This window comes from Candidatus Sericytochromatia bacterium (assembly GCA_035285325.1).
Classification (GTDB): domain Bacteria; phylum Cyanobacteriota; class Sericytochromatia; order S15B-MN24; family JAQBPE01; genus JAYKJB01.
In genome coordinates, this window is the sequence record JAYKJB010000088.1 from 1 (window position 1) to 15,740 (window position 15,740).

16 protein-coding genes and 2 pseudogenes are annotated in these 15,740 nt (G+C 69.2%); 8 read left to right on the top strand and 10 right to left on the bottom strand.

Annotated features, from left to right (window positions below; genetic code table 11):
* The first annotated feature begins 29 nt into the window (after positions 1-29).
* The 3 genes from VKP62_11565 (at position 30) to VKP62_11575 (ending at position 1,361) form a co-directional block, all read left to right on the top strand.
* Positions 30-308, top strand: a complete 279-nt coding sequence (locus VKP62_11565; GenBank protein ID MEB3197831.1) for a hypothetical protein — start codon at positions 30-32, stop codon at positions 306-308.
* Between the two features lie 10 nt (positions 309-318).
* Entirely contained in the window at positions 319-672 is a 354-nt protein-coding gene (locus VKP62_11570; protein MEB3197832.1) for a hypothetical protein, read from the top strand.
* A gap of 434 nt (positions 673-1,106) precedes the next feature.
* The gene (locus VKP62_11575) at positions 1,107-1,361 is read left to right on the top strand and encodes a hypothetical protein (GenBank protein MEB3197833.1); all 255 of its coding nucleotides are present in this window, start codon (positions 1,107-1,109) and stop codon (positions 1,359-1,361) included.
* Between the two features lie 11 nt (positions 1,362-1,372).
* On the opposite strand, the gene VKP62_11580 is transcribed toward VKP62_11575, so the two are convergent.
* From VKP62_11580 to VKP62_11595, 4 genes and pseudogenes are all read right to left on the bottom strand, one after another.
* On the bottom strand, positions 1,373-1,711 hold the full coding sequence (locus tag VKP62_11580; GenBank protein MEB3197834.1) for a helix-turn-helix transcriptional regulator: 339 nt from the start codon (positions 1,709-1,711) through the stop codon (positions 1,373-1,375).
* Positions 1,698-1,979: pseudogene (locus VKP62_11585) on the bottom strand (type II toxin-antitoxin system RelE/ParE family toxin). The gene VKP62_11580 and the pseudogene VKP62_11585 overlap by 14 nt, the downstream one beginning before the upstream one ends.
* A 446-nt stretch (positions 1,980-2,425) precedes the next feature.
* Entirely contained in the window at positions 2,426-2,830 is a 405-nt protein-coding gene (locus VKP62_11590; protein MEB3197835.1) for a transcriptional regulator, read from the bottom strand.
* A complete protein-coding gene (locus tag VKP62_11595) occupies positions 2,814-3,125 on the bottom strand; it encodes a type II toxin-antitoxin system HigB family toxin (GenBank protein MEB3197836.1) in 312 nt (103 codons plus the stop codon). Before VKP62_11595 ends, VKP62_11590 begins: the two co-directional genes overlap by 17 nt.
* Before the next feature lie 457 nt (positions 3,126-3,582).
* On the opposite strand from VKP62_11595, the gene VKP62_11600 reads away from it, so the two are divergent.
* From VKP62_11600 to VKP62_11620, 5 genes are read left to right on the top strand one after another with little or no spacing between them, the layout of a single operon-like run.
* Complete coding sequence (locus VKP62_11600) at positions 3,583-4,272, top strand: response regulator transcription factor (GenBank protein MEB3197837.1); 690 nt, start codon at positions 3,583-3,585, stop codon at positions 4,270-4,272.
* Between the two features lie 40 nt (positions 4,273-4,312).
* Complete coding sequence (locus tag VKP62_11605) at positions 4,313-5,914, top strand: HAMP domain-containing sensor histidine kinase (GenBank protein MEB3197838.1); 1,602 nt, start codon at positions 4,313-4,315, stop codon at positions 5,912-5,914.
* A gap of 51 nt (positions 5,915-5,965) precedes the next feature.
* The gene (locus tag VKP62_11610) at positions 5,966-7,102 is read left to right on the top strand and encodes an efflux RND transporter periplasmic adaptor subunit (protein MEB3197839.1); all 1,137 of its coding nucleotides are present in this window, start codon (positions 5,966-5,968) and stop codon (positions 7,100-7,102) included.
* A gap of 8 nt (positions 7,103-7,110) precedes the next feature.
* Positions 7,111-10,200, top strand: a complete 3,090-nt coding sequence (locus tag VKP62_11615; protein MEB3197840.1) for a CusA/CzcA family heavy metal efflux RND transporter — start codon at positions 7,111-7,113, stop codon at positions 10,198-10,200.
* The gene (locus VKP62_11620; GenBank protein ID MEB3197841.1) at positions 10,197-11,432 is read left to right on the top strand and encodes a TolC family protein; all 1,236 of its coding nucleotides are present in this window, start codon (positions 10,197-10,199) and stop codon (positions 11,430-11,432) included. The genes VKP62_11615 and VKP62_11620 overlap by 4 nt, the downstream gene beginning before the upstream one ends.
* Positions 11,433-11,435: 3 nt before the next feature.
* Here VKP62_11620 and VKP62_11625 read toward each other — a convergent pair whose 3' ends face one another.
* From VKP62_11625 to VKP62_11650, 6 genes and pseudogenes are all read right to left on the bottom strand, one after another.
* Positions 11,436-11,738: a hypothetical protein gene (locus VKP62_11625; GenBank protein ID MEB3197842.1), complete on the bottom strand. Its 303-nt coding sequence runs from the start codon at positions 11,736-11,738 to the stop codon at positions 11,436-11,438.
* A pseudogene (locus VKP62_11630) lies at positions 11,735-11,860 on the bottom strand (MarR family transcriptional regulator). Before VKP62_11630 ends, VKP62_11625 begins: the two are co-directional and overlap by 4 nt.
* Before the next feature lie 98 nt (positions 11,861-11,958).
* Positions 11,959-12,378 (bottom strand): type II toxin-antitoxin system VapC family toxin, encoded by a 420-nt coding sequence (locus VKP62_11635; GenBank protein MEB3197843.1) that lies wholly within the window; start codon positions 12,376-12,378, stop codon positions 11,959-11,961.
* A 285-nt stretch (positions 12,379-12,663) separates the two neighbouring features.
* On the bottom strand, positions 12,664-14,145 hold the full coding sequence (gene nhaD, locus VKP62_11640) for a sodium:proton antiporter NhaD (protein MEB3197844.1): 1,482 nt from the start codon (positions 14,143-14,145) through the stop codon (positions 12,664-12,666).
* A 126-nt stretch (positions 14,146-14,271) separates the two neighbouring features.
* Complete coding sequence (locus tag VKP62_11645) at positions 14,272-15,048, bottom strand: HAD family hydrolase (GenBank protein ID MEB3197845.1); 777 nt, start codon at positions 15,046-15,048, stop codon at positions 14,272-14,274.
* On the bottom strand, positions 15,045-15,740 hold a 696-nt coding region (locus VKP62_11650; protein ID MEB3197846.1), incomplete at its 5' end, for a glycosyltransferase. The genes VKP62_11645 and VKP62_11650, both read right to left, overlap by 4 nt.

Genomic DNA, 15,740 nt, shown 5'->3' on the forward strand with positions numbered 1-15,740 from the left:
CTACTCTGGGATCAGAAAGGCAGGTCCGCATGCCCTTTTGGAACCGGAAGCGGAACGGCATCACCTTCGTCTTCAAGTCGGACCCGCTGGACGACACGATGGCGCACATCTACGCCCGCCACCGGAAGACCGAGGCGCAGGCGATGGCTGTCTGGTTCGGCTTCACCGAGGAGCGTTGGAACGAAGCGCGCCAGCGGTTCGAGTCTTTCACGGACACCGAAGGCTTGTACTGGAAGTGGCACGAGAAGGACACGGACAACACCCTCGTCCTGATCATCAGCTGCTTCGACCGCCGCGAAGGCGAGTAAGGAGGCCCTCATGACGACCCCCACCCCGCGCGCCCGACGCGCTGCGCCAGAGCCCGGGCTGACGGCTGCGCAGGTCGAGGCGGAAATGAGCGCGCGCGAGCCCTTCCCCTTCGATGACCCGGCCGCGGAGGCCCGCGCCGAGGCCGCGATCGCGGAGGCCGACGCGGAGCTGGCTGCTCGCAAGGCCCACGTCACCTTCCGCTGGGAGGTGGCGCCGCTCGACGTCGTGCGGCAGGCGGCAGAACTGGCGGGCGTGCCGTACCAGACGTGGATGAAACAGGTGCTCTACAAGGAGGCGGTTGCGGCCATCACGGCGGCTCGCGCGGTGGATCCGCGTGCCCGCAGGCTCAACGGGGCCACCTGATAGCCTGGAAGCGCCTGGTGATTCTCAGGAGGCTCTTCGGAGAAGGTTTTGGATGTGCCGACCGCACGCCATCCCCGCTACCGCCGGTTCGGAGATCCGTTCGGAGAAAAGTTCGGAGATCTCTGTTGCCGGACCTCCGGGTCCGCCAGCGCCTCTAAGAACCGGGCCACCAGGGTTCGATAACTGTCACGTTGGGGGTACTAGGCACTTCGCCCCACCTGTTGATTCAGGTGGGGCCTTGTTTTGGGCTCTTTTATTGAAGCCGGTCCACCGCCCATCGGTGCATCGGAACTCCCCGAGGATTCTGATGGGACGGCTATTTTCGTAGTTCGATCCCTGTTCGGGGGGAGTCTTGGAAGACCTGCCACCGGGTGGTTCGTCGCGGCGAAGCGCTCGGGTATAATGCTCTCGTTCCGCGCATCTGAGGGCATGTCATGGCCACCAAGGACGATCTTCATCGCCTGGTCGATCAACTCGCCGACACCGAAACCGAGGAAGCCATCGGGCTCCTGGTGGCCCTGCTGCGTGACAAGGGCCATCCCGGGCCGGACGAGGAGTCGAAGGCGTGGCTGGATGCCGACCTGGCCCCGCCCCTGCCACCCTTTGATTGGGGCCCCGAGGCGCCGCCCGTGGGCAAGCCCGTGACTTACGTGCCCGGCATCGGCCTGGTGGTCGAGGGCGGCAAGTAGGTGGGCGTGGGCTAGGCCGTGGCCTGATCCGGGTTGTCGAGGTCGGACAGGAGCTTGATCTCGACCTCCCCGTCCGGGAAGCTCGCGATCATGCGGAACTGACCGCCCATGGCCTTGATGTAGCTCTCGAGCGAGCTCAGGTACATGTCCGTCCGCTTCTCGATCTTCGACACGGCGCCCTGACCGACGCCCAGCGTCCGGGCCAGGTTCATCTGCGTGAGCTTTCTTGCCTCCCGCAACTCCGCGAGGGCCATCTGCCGAAGCATCGTGTCGGTTTCCTTCGCGGCGTCTGCCACGACCGCAGGGTCGAGCTTCGCCTTGAGCGCATCGAGCGGCTTAGCCTTTGGCATCGTCGTCGTCCTCCAAGCTCTTCAGGTGGGCGTCATACAGGTCGTCTGCGATCGGGAGGTGGGTCCTGTACCAGCGGTCATCCCCCGTCTTGTCGCCCCCCAGCAGCAGAATGGCGGCCCGGTTCGGGTCGAAGGCGTAGAGCACGCGGTAAGGCTGGCCGCCGACCTGAACCCGCAACTCACGCACGTGACCGTGCCGGGACCCGGCTACAGCTGAGCTGTGAGGAAACGGCAACGCGGGCCCTCTGGCCTCCAGCAGTCCGATGCTGGCAAGGAGCTTCGTTTACTTCTTCGCTGTCAGCCCGAGGAACCACTGATCGAAGGTGTCGGTCGTGAGAACCGTATATGACACATGAGGATTATACCTCGGAGGGAATAAATCTTCACTGCCCACCACCCGCCATGGTCCAGTGGGTCTCCAACCCTCAGGCTCTCAGGCGTCGCCATCTCAGCCTGGTTTTGCCTCGTGTAACCTGGCCCGAACTCAGCAGTTGCGGGACTTCCGGCTCTGCCAGCGCCTCGAAAAACCTGGTCACCAGAGTTCGATAACTGTCACGTTGGGGGTACTTCTGAAGTGGCCTCGACTGTAGATGCAGTTGAGGCCACTGTTTCGAACACTTTGGGGGCTTGGGGTATGGCTCGTACCAGCGCTCCCTGAGCGCCCGAATGTCCCGGCGGTTGGGGGCTCTCACCGGTTCGAGCCCCGTTGGGGCTTCAGACCGTCTCGAAGAAAACCGCTGGTGAGACCTGAAACCTCCTTGCGAGGCCTTCGATGTGGGACTTGTTCAGCTCCCGCTTGCCGGAGAGCACCTCCGAGAGGATCGACGGCGTCTTGAAGATGTCGACGAGGTCCTTCTGCTTCAGGTTGTGCTGGTCCATGAGGAACCGGACCATCTCGACCCCGCTCACGTCGGCAACTGGATCGTTCGACGCTTCATAGGCAGCCACCAGCTGGGTGATCAGGCTCAGGTATTCCTGCTCCGAGGGATGGAGTTCCGGTTTGGCCAGCAAGCCCTCGATGATCGCGATGGCCTGCTCATAATCTTGCTCGTCGTGCAGCGCCCGCGGGACGAAGCGGGCGATGAGCGCGTCGTAGATGACGTCAGAGCCAAGGATCATGCTTCCACCCTCCCTTGTCGTATTCCGCGTGCGTCAGGATGCTGCGAAGGAAGACTGTCCCATTCGTGGGTCCCACGCGGTAAGTCACCTTGGCGATCAGCCTGAACTTGTTCCCGCCCAGGTTGAACACCGTGAGCCGCCCCACCAGGTCTGCCGAGGGAAAGGTCTGCCGGAGCTCGACGAAGTTGCTCCACGAGGCCTGGCTGACGATCTTGAACCAGGCTTCGAGCGGTTTCTGGGCGGCGGCGTTGGCAGCGAAGAAGTCGGCCAGCTTGCGGCGGGAGATGATGTGCATCGCGCTGGTATCATATTCGCATTTTGCGAAAATCAAGTCAAGGCCCCTTGTGGGCAGCCCCGGCGATCGTTCACGCAAGTCGTCGGGCAAGGTTAGAGCCGAGCGACCGCAGCGATCCCCGTGGGCGCCGGCTCGGAGCCAGGTTCGGAAATCGCACCTGACAGCCTTCCGGGTTCGATCCCGGTTGGGGCCTCTGGCTGCCGAACGGGGCACACGACCGCCATTCCAGTGGGGACAGCCGGCAGCAGCCTTCCCGTAGTTGGCCCAGGCCCTTCCAGTCGTCTTGCCACGTCCCCTGTGCAGGCCGGAACGAGTCTGGCCGGCCGGCGCCACCACCAGAGCGAGGCTACCGCCCAGGCCCGACACGTGTTAAGTAACAAGGGACCGCGTCGAGGTCTGACGCGCTGCCTCCGCGCGTCGCGTCGTCCCACCGCTCTCCGAGCCAGGTCACCGCCTCATGAAGACAGTGCTCATCGCCGATGACGACGAGAAGCTTCGCTTCATCATCGAACTGAACCTGAACATGGCCGGCTACCAGGTGGTCTCCGCCACGAACGGTGTGGAGGCGCTTCGGGCTGCCCGCGAGCACGAGCCAGACCTGATCATCCTCGACGTCATGATGCCCCAGATGGACGGCCTCACCGTCTGCCGCACCCTGCGCGAGGAGCCTGGGTACCCGGACAGCTCCATCCTGTTCCTGACGGCTCGGGACCAGCTGACAGACAAGGGCCTGGGCTTCGATGCCGGTGGCGACGACTACCTTGTCAAGCCCTTCGCGCCGCAGGAACTGCTTTGGCGGTGCGAGGCCCTGCTCAGGCGCCTGCGGCGGCCGGCGTTGGTGGAGCACGAGCGCGTCTGCGGGCGGCTGCGTTTGTTGCCGGCGACCTACGAGGTGGAGGTCGACGGGGAGCGTCGGACGCTCACCCGGATCGAGTTTCTCCTTCTCAGTTGCCTGGCCGACGCCGAGGGGGAGGTCGTGCCGAATGGGGTGTTGCAGCTACGCGTCTGGGGCCACGAAGATGACAGCAGCCTCGCGGCGCTTCGGGTCCATGTGAACCGCCTGCGCCAGAGCCTCGAGCCCGACCCCGGGGCGCCCCGGTTTGTCCGGACCGTGCGCGGGCGTGGCTACCAGCTGGTGCCCGACTGACATGCCACGCGCCCTTTTCGCACCCACGGCTTATGCCCTGGTGGCCTTCGCCTTCGCCACCATCCTGGCGGTCCTCGTGGTGACTGGCGTGGTGCTGCGTCACGAGGCCGAGCGGGTCCATGGCCAGACGCACGAGATCATGGAAAACGCCGTCCCCAGTGTGGTCGCCGCGACCCGGCTGAAGGACCTCGTGCTCGGATTTCCCACGTCATCGACGCTGTCCGACAGCGACGATGAGCGCCAGTACTCAGCGGCGGTCGCACGGTTCCGCGACGTCCTCACCCACCAGCAGCAGGCAGCGACCTTTTTCCCCGGTGAGCGGCAACAGCTCGACGTGGTCGAGGGGGCCTTCCAGCGCTACCTGACGCTGGAACGCGAAACCCGGGGGGAGCCGCCCGCGGCCCGCCGGAAGGTCGATCGGGCGCGCGAGCGCCTTGCTGCGGCGTGTGAACGCTTCGGCACGATTAACGAGCAAGGGATGAGCGGCGCGCAGGCGATCCTCGCGGAGGTGGCGGCCCGGGAGGAGCGGGTGCTGCTGATCGGGCTCGGCGTGGCCGTCGTCACGGCGCTCATCTGGGCCGTGCTGCTGGCGGGGGCGATCGCCCGGCCGCTCGCGATCCTCGCCCAAGAGGTCGGCGGCATGCCGTTCCGGGGCCCCATCGTGGCCAGCCGCCTGGGCCGGCTGGTGCCCCGTGAGTTCCTCGCCGTCGGCCACGAGTTGGAGCGGACGGCGGCCATCTTGCGCGAGGCGGCGGAGGCCCGAGAGGTGGTCGCCCGGCAGCTGGAGGCCTCCCTGGCCCGGGAGGTGGCCCTCAATGGGGACCTCGCGAGCACGAACGCCGCGCTGGACCGCGAGGTGGCTCGGCAGACGGCCAACTTGGCCGAGGCCAACCGCACCCTGACCCGCCTGGTGGCAGAGCTGCAGGAGATGGCACAGTCCAAGGCCTCGTTCTACGCAGCGGTCAGCCACGAGCTGCGCACCCCGGTGGCCGTGATCAAGGGCGGGGCTCTCACGCTCGCTGGCCTGGGAGGTCGCCTGGAGAGGGAAGCCGCCGAACGGCTGCTGGCGAACATCGTGAGCGAGGCTGACGATCTGGCGCGCCTGGTCGAGGACCTCCTCGACGCCGCGCGGATGGACGCCGGCTCGTTCGGCATCACGCCGGAGCCGGAGGTGGACGCCGGGGCCCTGGTGAAGGGCGTGCTGGGCTCGGTGGCTCCCCTGTTCGAGGAGCAGGAGCTCCGGCTCGAGCTCGCGATCATCGAGCCGCTGCCCCTGATCGAGGCGGATCCCGTGCGGCTCCGGCAAGCGCTCCGCAACGTGCTGGAGAACGCGGCGAAGTTCTCGCCGGCCGGCAGGACCGTCAGGGTGTGGGCCGCTGCCGCCGAGGAGGCGGCGCAGCCGTGTGTCGTGATCGAGGTGGCGGACGAGGGGCCAGGGATCCCGCCAGCGCTCCAGCCTCGCCTGTTCCAGCCCTTCGTGCAGGGCGAGCATGCGCAAGGCGGGACCGGCCTCGGGCTCGCCATCACCCGCCAGCTCCTCGAGCTTCACGGGGGTGGCATCGAGGTGGCGGCGAACGAGGCCGGCGGCTCGACCTTCCGCCTGTGGGTGCCGGCCTTGGCGCCAGGCCGGGTGTCAACATAACGATTAGCTTAACTCGGCGAGCCCTGGCGGCCCCTCTGGTAGGTTGAGGCCATGCCACACCGATCGCTTCACCCCCAAGCCGCCATGGCCCTCGGGCTCGTCGGCACGTTGGTCGCGGCGTTGGCCCTGACCTCGTGCAGGCAAGCGCCCGCCCGCGCCGACTCCCTGCCCTCGGCCCAACTTTCGTCTGGCATGGCCCTTTCCGAGCCGGCCCGCCGCTTCCTGGTCGTCGAGGCCGTCGATGCGTTGCACCCGGCTCAGGGGGCGCCCTTGCCGGGGCGCCTCGCGTTCCAGTCGCAGGCCGTTTCCGGCGTGGGGACGCCGGTGGCCGGGCGGATCACCGCGGTGCTGGTCCGGCCCGGTGAGGCGGTCAGAGCGGGCCAGCCCCTGGTCACGCTGCAAAGCGCCGAGGCCGCCGCGTGCCGGGCCGCGCTGGCCCAGGCGCAGGCGGCCACCACGGCTGCGGAGGCCGCGAGCCGCAGGCAGGCCGAGATGGTGACCCGGGGCGTGGGCTTGGAGGTGGAACGCACGGAGGCGGAAGCCCGAGCGCAGCAGGCGCGGGCCGAGCTTGCGCGGGCGCGGCAGTCCGTGGCACTGCTCGGCCCTGGCACCGGCGACAGGGTCGAGTTGCGTGCGCCCACGCCGGGCGCGGTAGTCGACGTCGACGCCCGGCCCGGGGCGGTCGTCGAGGCAGGCGGTGGGCCCCTCGTCGAGGTGGGCGATCCCGGTCGGTTGTGGGTCGTGGCGGACGTGCCTGAGGGGCAAGCCGGCGGCCTGGCGGTCGGCCAGCAGGCCGAGGTCGAGGTGCCGGCGTCGGCCAAGCGGCTCCAGGCAACCATCGACGGGCTGGGGCCTCGCGTGGATGCGGAGACCCGGCGCATCCCCGTCTACCTGTCGCTGCGTGGCGGCACACGCGGGTTGCGGGCCGGCATGCAGGCGGAGGTGCGGGTGAGCGCCCCGGCCACGGCACGGGTGCTCACCCTCCCTGCGACGGCCGTGCTGATCAAGGAAGGCGACCGCCGCGTCGTTTACGTGGAGGGCCCCCAGGGGCGCTTCCTGGCCCGCGAGGTCCAGACCGGGGCGTCTCGGGGCGGTCGCGTGGTGATCCGTGAGGGCCTCTCCCCGGGCGAGCGGGTGGTCGTGCGAGGCGCCCTCCTGCTGGACGGGGAAGCCGAGCAGCAGCTCTGAGGCCCGCCGTGCTGGATCGCTTCATCGAGTTCTGTGTCCACCGCCGCCTGGCGGCGCTGTTCGTCACGGCAGTGATTGCGCTCTTCGGCGTGCGCGCCTACCTGGAGACCCCGATCGAGGCCTTCCCGGACGTCACCAACGCACAGGTCGTCGTCATCACCCAGATGCCGGGCTATGCGGCCGAAGAGATCGAGCGCCAGCTCACCGTCCCCCTGGAGCGTTCGCTCAATGGTACGCCGGGGATGACGCTGATGCGCAGCGAGAGCCTGTTCGGCCTGTCGCTGATCTCGCTCACCTTCGATGACGCGGCCGAACCGTTCAGGGCCCGGGCCCAGGTGTCTCAGCGCTTGGCCCAGGCGGACCTGCCGGATGGCGTCACGCCGGACCTTGCCCCGGAGGCCACGCCGCTGGGCGAGATCTACCAGTTCCGCCTGACCAGCGATCGGCACGACCTCTACCAGCTCCGGTCCGAGCTCCAATGGAACGTGACGCGGGTGCTGCGGCAGGTGCAGGGCGTGGCGGACGTGGTGGCCTTCGGCGGCTACCTCAAGGAGGTCCACGTCGAGGCTGACCCGCGTCGGCTGTTCGCGGCGGGCGTCTCGCTCGCCGATTTTGCAGAGGCGCTCGGCAAAGCCAACCTCAACGTTGGTGGCGGCTTCCTGCGTCACGGTGATCAGGAACTTACGATCCGCGGGATCGGTTACGTCGAGTCGGTCGAGGATCTGAAGCGGGTCGCGCTGCGGAGCCGGGGCGGCACCGCCCTGACCCTGGGGGACCTGGCCGACTTCCGGCTTGCCCCCACCCCCCGCCGTGGCTCGGTGGGCTGGAACGAGCGGAAGGAGGTGGCGGAGGGCTTCGTCCTCATGCGCCGTGGTGAGAACCCCTCCCGCGTGCTGGACGGCATTCATCGGCAGGTGGAACGCCTCAACCAAGGCATCCTGCCAGAGGGAATGCAGATCGTGCCCTTCTACGACCGCAGCGCCTTGGTCGGCCTTACTCTCGCCACCGTCCACGAGAACCTGCTGCACGGCTTCCTGCTCGTCGTGGGCGTGGTGTGGCTCTTCCTCCGGAGCCTGAAGGGTTCCGCCGTGGTCGCCGTCGTGATCCCGCTCTCGCTGCTGGTGGCCTTCATCGGGCTGCATGCCCTCGGGCTCCCGGCCAACCTCATCTCGATGGGGGCGATCGACTTCGGCATCCTCGTGGATGGCGCCGTGGTGCTGGTCGAGACGGTGCTTCACGCGGTCCAGCAGGAGCGCCCCACGGACCAAAAGGCCCTGCTGCGCATCGTGATCCGGTCGGCGGTCGACGTCGGGCGCCCCACCTTCTACGCCATGCTGATCATCATCGCCGCCCTGCTGCCAGTCTTCACGCTGGAGTCTGTGGAGGGGCGAATCTTCCGGCCCCTCGCCCTCACGTACGCCTTTGCCCTCGTTGGCGCCTTGCTCTTCGCGCTCTCGCTGGTCCCGGCTCTTTGCGGGATGCTGCTCAAGCCTGCGGATGCGCAGCAGGGGCACGCGACGTGGCTCGACCGGCTTCGGGTCGCCTACGGCCGGGGGCTCGGGGCAGCTCTGCGGCACCGGGCGGCGGCGCTGACCGTTGCCACCGGGGTCTTCCTGCTGGGCGGCCTGGCGGCGACCCAGCTGGGCACCGAATTCTTACCGGAGCTGGATGAGGGAGACATCGTCGTCTTTGTCGAGATGCCGCCCGGCATCGCCCTGGCAAAGGGGCAAGAGCTGCTCGTCGAGGTGCGCAAGCGCATGCTGGCCTTCCCTGAGGTGCGAGAGATCCTGAGCGAGCACGGTCGGCCGGAGGACGGCACGGACAACGAGGACGTGAACATGGCGGAGACCTTCGTGCGGCTCAAGCCCCGGGAGCATTGGCGACCGGGCTGGGACAAGGACCGGCTGGTGCGCGAGCTGCGCACCGCGGTGAGCGAGATCCCCGGCGTGCGCTTCAACTTCTCCCAGCCCATCAAGGACAACGTGGAGGAGGCCGTCAGCGGTGTGCGTGGGAAGGTCGTGCTCAAGGTCTTCGGCACGGACCTCGATGCCATGCGCAAGGCCCTTGACCAGGCCAAGGGAGTGCTCCGGGGTGTGCCGGGGGTGACCGACCTCGACCTCTACCGGGTCGTCGTCACGCCGCAGCTTCGTATCCGACTGGATCGCGACGCGCTGGCCCGGGCGGGCATCGCCGTGGAGGAAGCCCAGGCCACGATCGAGACGGCCCTCGCCGGCCGGGTCGTGACGGATTTCTGGGAGGCGGAGCGGCCCGTGCCGGTCCGGTTGATGATGCCCCGCGCTGACCGCGATGACATGGAGAAGGTCGCCGACCTCGCCCTGAGCACCCCCTCGGGCGCGCGGATCCCGCTGCGGCGGCTCGCCCACATCGAGGTGGCCGACGGCGCAGCCTCGATCAACCGGGAGGCAGGCAGCCGCTACATGGCGCTCAAGTTCAACGTCGAGGGCCGCGACATGGGTTCGGTGGTCAACGATGCCGTCGCCGCCGTCGCGAGGTCGGTCAAGCCGCCTGCGGGGCACTACTTCGTCTGGGGCGGCGAGTTCGAGAACCAGGCCCGTGCCCTGGCGCGCCTGCAGCTTGTGGTCCCGGTGGCTGTGTTGCTGGTGCTCGGCTTGCTGTATGCGGCGCTGGGCACGGGCCGCAGCGCGCTCGCCATCATCGCCACCGTCCCCTTCGCGCTGGCTGGTGGCGCCTTCGCGCTGCTGGTGGCGGGCGTGCCCCTCTCCGTGAGCGCGGCGATAGGGTTCATCGCCCTCCTGGGACAGGTCTCTCTGATGGGCTTGCTCGTGCTGTCTGCCGTCGAGCGGCTGCGGCGAGCCGGGCTCGCGCTGGTGCCCGCGCTCGTCGGTGGCGCGGTAGAGCGGCTGCGCGCCGTGCTCATGGCAGCCCTGCTGGCGATGCTGGGGTTGTTGCCGATGGCGCTCTCGACCGGCGTGGGCAGCGAGACGCAGCGCCCGTTCGCGCTGGTGGTCGTGGGGGGCATGGTCACGACGCTGCTTGTGGCCCTGTTCCTGCTGCCAGTGGTCTACAGCCTCATCACGCCAGCTCAGCTGCGTACCCCCGAGGAGGCAGACGCATGACGCCTTTCACGGTTCTGCTGGGCCTGCCCGTGGTGTTGCTGCTAGCCGCGACGCCCGCCGGGGCACGCCCGTTGCCACCTGAGGCGGTCGACCTGCCTGGCATCGTGCATCTCGCCCGGGAGGCCTCGCCGCGCCTCGCTCCGGAGCGCGAGCGGGTGGCTGCGGCTGAGGCCAGGCGCCTGGCGGCCGAGGCCTACCCCAACCCGACCCTCGGGTATGGGGGGTGGGCCCCTGCGGGGGGCAGAGACACGATCTTCACGGGCTCGCGGCAGGAGGACGTCGGGCTCGACGTGCCCGTTCTGTTGCCTGGCCTGCGAGGGGCTCGGGTGGCGGCTGCCGACCGCGACCTCGTGGCCGCCCGTGCGCGCGTGGTCGCGATGGGCAGCGAGCACGCCGCGGAAGCCGCCAGGGCATACGTCGCGTTGCTGGCAGCCCAAGAACGCCGAGCCGTGGTGGCGAAGGCCATCGTGGAGGTCGAGCGTCTCCGGGCAGTGGTCTCCGGTCGCCATGCGAGCGGGGCGGCAAGCCGCTATGAGGTGTTGCGCGCGGAGATGGAGCTCTCTGGCTGGCGCACGCGGCTGGCGGAGGCCGAAGCGGAGGTCGCTGACCGTCAAGGTTCGCTCGCCACGCTGCTGGGGCTGCCCGGCTGGCGCCCCCGCGCGCGAGGCCCGCTTGAACCACTGGATCTCGCGACGCCCACCCCGGAGGACGTTGCGAGGGCGCCGGTGGTCGCCGCCGCTCGTCAAGAGGAGGTTGCTGCCGAGGCCGCCATCGAAGTCACGCGCTGGGCACGGTGGCCCGGGTTGTCTTTCAGCCTGGGGCGGTCGTGGACGGCGGAGCCCTTTGGCGCTGCCCATCAAGGCAACGTGTCGGTTGAGCTGCCTTTCCTGGACACCCGGCGCGGTGCCGTCGCTGAGGCCGAGGCGGAGGCGCGCGCAGCCGCCCTGCGCCGGACCCTCTCGGAGGCGGAGGTGAAGGCTGGCCTCGAGCGTCACACGCGGGTGGCCCAGCAGCGCCGCCGGGCCCTTGACGAGTTCGACAGCACCACCGGTCGCCGCCTCGGGGAGTTGGAACGCTATGCGGAGGCGGCCTACCAGCTCGGACGCACCACCTTGCTCGAGTGGCTCGATGCCGTGCGTGTCCGCCACGAGTTGCGGCTCATGCGCGTGGGCCTGGTGGCCGGCCTCGTGGATGCCCAGGTGAGCATCAAGGGGCTGCAAGGGTTCCCTTGAAAGTCACCCCCACGCAGATCTAAACCCGCGACGCTGGCCGGCCTGCGTGCGCATCCGACAGATGGGGGCCTCAGGGGCCCCGGCGAGCGGACTCACGCCGACGGTTCCCAGCTCCGCTTGCAGCGCCACCCAGGCCCGATGGGCGCTGCAGGCCACGACCACATCCGCGTCCCGCGTCGGCGGGAGGCGCAGGCTCGGCTTTCGGGTCAGGTAGAGCGGCAGCACCAGCCCGCCGGTGAACACCATGCGCTCGGTGAAGGCCCCCAGCCCCCCCGCGATGGCTCGCAGCAGGTCCAGGCCCGTCACGCCCCGAACTCCGCTTCCAGCATCCCCGCGGCCAGCGCCCGTTCGCGCGCCCGGCCGGCGCGGATGGCGTCGAGCAGGGCCAACCGACGGTGGAGCACGGGGTTGCGGGCCGCCGCCGCCGGGGCTGAGCGGTTGGGGCTGGGCGGTTGCGACCAATCTGGCGGCCCATCCGGTGGCTCCCCGCGCCCGCAGGCCCCACGAAGTCACCGGAACCCGGCCGTCAACTCCAAGGGTTGAGGGTCATTGCGCCGCAGCGCCCGAGGTCGGCGACGTTGCGTGTCACGACGGTCATCCCACCCACGATGGCGGTGGCGGCGATCTGGGCGTCTGCCAAGGGCAGCAGGCCGCCACGGGCGGGGGATTCCCCTCGCTTGATGCCCCACGTCAGGGCAACCTCCGTATCCACCGCCAGAATTCGACCGGAAAAGCGCTTCAGGAGGTCGTTGGTGACCCAACTGGTCAGCATCGCCTTGCGCGATGAGTCTGGGAGCTTGCTGATGCCGCCCTGGATCTCCCCGAGTGTGACCACGCTGAGGAACAGGTGCTCCTCCGGTTGCCTGGCCAGCCAGGCCAGGAGGCCGGCGTTCGGCTGCGGCTTGACCAGCTCCGAGACCACGCAGGTGTCGAGCAGGTACTTCAAAGGTCCATCACCCCGGCGGCTTCGTCCGGCCGGCCCCTGCGGTGGAGCCCCCACCACGACGCCCTTTGCGCGCCGGCCCGGAGATCAGGCCAAAGATCGCAGGTGCCGGATTTCTGGCGCTGCCAGCGCCTCGCTCGCCAGTTCGAGACCCGTTGGGGCTTCAGACCGCCTCGAAGAAAACCGCTGGTGAGACCTGAAACCTCTTCGCGAGGCCTTCGATGTGGGCCACGTTCAACTCTCGCTGGTCGGAGCGTGCCGCCGACATGAACGACGAAAAATGACGTCCTAGAACAGGTGCCGGTTGAGCAGCAGGTGAACGCCGATGCCGGCGGCGTACCCCAGCGCGATCGCCCAGGCCCACTTCAGGTGAGACAGGAAGGTGTAGTGCCCCCGGGCCTGCCCCATCAGCGCCACGCCCGCCGCGCTGCCGATGGACAGCAGCGAGCCCCCGACGCCGGCCGTGAGGGTCACGAGCAGCCACTGCCCCATGGACATCTCGGGGTTCATCGAGAGCACCGCGAACATCACGGGGATGTTGTCGATGACTGCCGACAGCCCGCCGACCAGCACGTTGGCCCACGTCGCGCCCAGCCCACCGTACAGGCTGCTGGACACCAGCGCGAGGTAGCCCAGCGTGCCGAGCCCCCCCACGGCCATGATCACGCCGTAAAAGAACATCAGCGTGTCCCACTCGGCGCGCTCCATCTGCTTGAACGGGTCGAAGGGCCCGGGCTGGGGCGAGGGCTCCAGCGGCGGCGCCGCGAACACGTCGTCCGGTTCGTCGAGCACGGGGGCGGCGTGCGGCGTCCGGCGCTGCAGCACGTAGGCGTAGAGCTTCAGCAGCCCCAGGCCCATCATCATCCCGACCACCGGCGGCAGGTGCAGCCAGGCGTGGAACACCACGGCCAGCGCGACCGTGGCGATGAACAGCCCCACGATGACCCAGGCGCCCGGCAGGACGGTGGCGGCCTCCTCCCGCGGCTCGGGGGCGCCGCGCCCGATGGTCATCGCCATCAGGCCCGCCGGCACGAGCCAGTTCACCAGCGCCGGCACGACGAGCGCGAAGAACTCCCCGAACTGCACCACACCCTTTTGCCACACCATCAGCGTGGTGATGTCGCCGAAGGGGGAGAAGGCCCCGCCCGCGTTGGCGGCCACCACGATGTTGATGCACGCGAGGGAGACGAAGGCGGGCTGCCCCGCGCCGACCGTCACCACCACGGCGCCGGCGACGAGGGCCGTCGTGAGGTTGTCGGCAATCGGCGAGAGGCAGAAGGCGAAGGCCCCCGTCACCCAGAACAGGGCCCGGTAGGACAGCCCGGCGCGGACCAACCGGACGCGCAGGGCGTCGAAGACCCCGCGCTCCTCGATGGTGTTGACGTAGGTCATCGCAGCGAGGAGGAACAGGAAGAGCTCGCCGAACTCCAGCAGGTTGTGGCGCACCGCCGCCTCGGCTGCGTGAGGGGCGCCGGCTTGGGCCAGCCCCACCGCCACGAGGGCCCAGATGAGGCCGGCGGCCAGCAGCATCGGCTTGGACTTCCGCAGGTGCAGGACGTCTTCGGCCATCACGAGGGCGTAGGCCACGGCGAAGACAGCGAGGGCCGCGAGGCCGACACCGTGGCCTGTGAGATCGGGGGAGGGCTGGGCACCTCCGGTGGCTGCGTGGGCCGGGGCGACGCCCAGCAAGGCAAGCGTCCCGAGGGAGGCCCCTGCCGAGCGGCAGAGGGTCATCGTGGAGGGCCTGGCATCAAGTCGGAAGCTGATCATGCATGCCATCCTAGCATGCAGGTCTTGCAGGTTGACCCGCACGCCCCCCGCCTGGCTGCGCGCGTCGAGGTGCCTCTGCTTCGCTTGAGAGCGGCGCCAGAACGTGCAAGCCAGCGGGCACCGCGCTTACATCCCAGTGTTGGGGACTGGTGGTACCAGCCCGAGTCTCGGACCGAGCCAGTGCGCCAGGCTCTCTAGCGCGCCTTCGGCACAGGGAGCACTGGCGCGATAGACCTCCGGTGGCAACTGCGCCGAGAGCGCAGGCTCGGCGTTACCGACCACGGCCGCCATGCCCGCAGCCAGCAGCATGTCCAGGTCGTTGCAGGAGTCACCGCAGGCGAAGGTGGCGGCGGCCGGGATACCCAGCTGCGAGGCGATCCACCGCAGGGCCTGGCCCTTGCCGGAGGCTGCGGGAATCACGTCGAGGTCCCGGCGCGAACTCAGGACCAGCCGGGCCCTGATCTGGCTGTGGCGCAGCCTTTCGGACAGGCTTGCCACCAGGGGCTCGGGGTCGTCTTGCGAGACCCAGCAGCTGACCTTGAACCGGTGGAGCGCCTCTGGCGGCTGCAGCGTGAGCCCAGGGCTCCTAGCCAGGAGCCGCTTCACCCGGCCGGTCGAGAAGTGGCGCCCGACCCGGCGTCGCCAGGCGCGATCCACCCAGGCCGATGGCCCCCAGCGGACCTCGGCTCCCAGGCCGGTGGCCCACGCGTCCGGCCAGGGCAGCCCCTCTGTTTTCACCAGCTCGGCAGCCGAGGGGTAGGTCCGGCCCGTCACGTAGGCCAAGGCTGTGTCGGGTGACCGCGACTCCAGAACGCGCTGAAGCCCCGGTGCCCACGCCTCACCCACCAGGGTGCCATCCAGGTCGAACGCGACCAGCCACTGGGCCGGGCGGTTCGGTCTCATCGAGACACCCCGGCGACGCGGGCGTACAGGGCCGACATCCGGTCTGCCACCTGGGGCCACGTGTAGCAACGCCGCGCAGTCTGCTCTGCAAACAGGGACACCCGCTGCCAGAACACCGGCTCGTTCAGCAGCAGCCTGCAGCAATGGGCCAGGGCCGTGGCGTCACCGACTCGAAACAGGAGCCCCGTTTCGCGATGCACCACGGTCTGCCTCAACCCCCCCACGTCGCTGGCCACCACGGGGGTGCCGCAGGCCATGGCCTCGAGTGCCACCATCCCGAAGCTCTCGTATCGGCTGGGCACCACCACCACCGACGCGGCCCGGTAGACGTCTGCCACATCCGGGGCGTCGAGGCGGCCGAGCCAGTGCACCCGCGACGCCCAGGGCTGCTCTGCGATCAAAGCTCGAAGGCGGTTGTGCTCCTGCTCGTCGGCCCCACCGGGGACGAAGCCACCTGCCAGCAGCAGGTGGGCATCCGACTCCAGCGCCAGCTGGCTGAAGGCTTCCATCAAAGTTTCCAGGCCCTTGCCGGGGTCGAAGCGCCCCACGTAGGCCAGCAGTGGCGCGGTTGGGGGCAGCCCCCACCGTGCGCGGGCCGCCTGGCGGTCGCCAGGGTGAAACACGGCCGGGCTGTAGCCGCAAGGGATGACCTCGGGCTTGCCGGTGGCCTTGTAGTGACGGGCCCTGGCGAT

What these genes read in the sequence shown, in the direction of transcription:
- VKP62_11565 (MEB3197831.1), top strand. Translation starts at nt 30, where the DNA reads ATGCCCTTTTGGAACCGGAAGCGGAACGGCATCACCTTCGTCTTCAAG.
- VKP62_11570 (MEB3197832.1), top strand. Translation starts at nt 319, where the DNA reads ATGACGACCCCCACCCCGCGCGCCCGACGCGCTGCGCCAGAGCCCGGG.
- VKP62_11575 (MEB3197833.1), top strand. Translation starts at nt 1,107, where the DNA reads ATGGCCACCAAGGACGATCTTCATCGCCTGGTCGATCAACTCGCCGAC.
- VKP62_11580 (MEB3197834.1), bottom strand. Translation starts at nt 1,711, where the DNA reads ATGCCAAAGGCTAAGCCGCTCGATGCGCTCAAGGCGAAGCTCGACCCT.
- VKP62_11590 (MEB3197835.1), bottom strand. Translation starts at nt 2,830, where the DNA reads ATGATCCTTGGCTCTGACGTCATCTACGACGCGCTCATCGCCCGCTTC.
- VKP62_11595 (MEB3197836.1), bottom strand. Translation starts at nt 3,125, where the DNA reads ATGCACATCATCTCCCGCCGCAAGCTGGCCGACTTCTTCGCTGCCAAC.
- VKP62_11600 (MEB3197837.1), top strand. Translation starts at nt 3,583, where the DNA reads ATGAAGACAGTGCTCATCGCCGATGACGACGAGAAGCTTCGCTTCATC.
- VKP62_11610 (MEB3197839.1), top strand. Translation starts at nt 5,966, where the DNA reads ATGCCACACCGATCGCTTCACCCCCAAGCCGCCATGGCCCTCGGGCTC.
- VKP62_11620 (MEB3197841.1), top strand. Translation starts at nt 10,197, where the DNA reads ATGACGCCTTTCACGGTTCTGCTGGGCCTGCCCGTGGTGTTGCTGCTA.
- nhaD (MEB3197844.1), bottom strand. Translation starts at nt 14,145, where the DNA reads ATGATCAGCTTCCGACTTGATGCCAGGCCCTCCACGATGACCCTCTGC.
- VKP62_11645 (MEB3197845.1), bottom strand. Translation starts at nt 15,048, where the DNA reads ATGAGACCGAACCGCCCGGCCCAGTGGCTGGTCGCGTTCGACCTGGAT.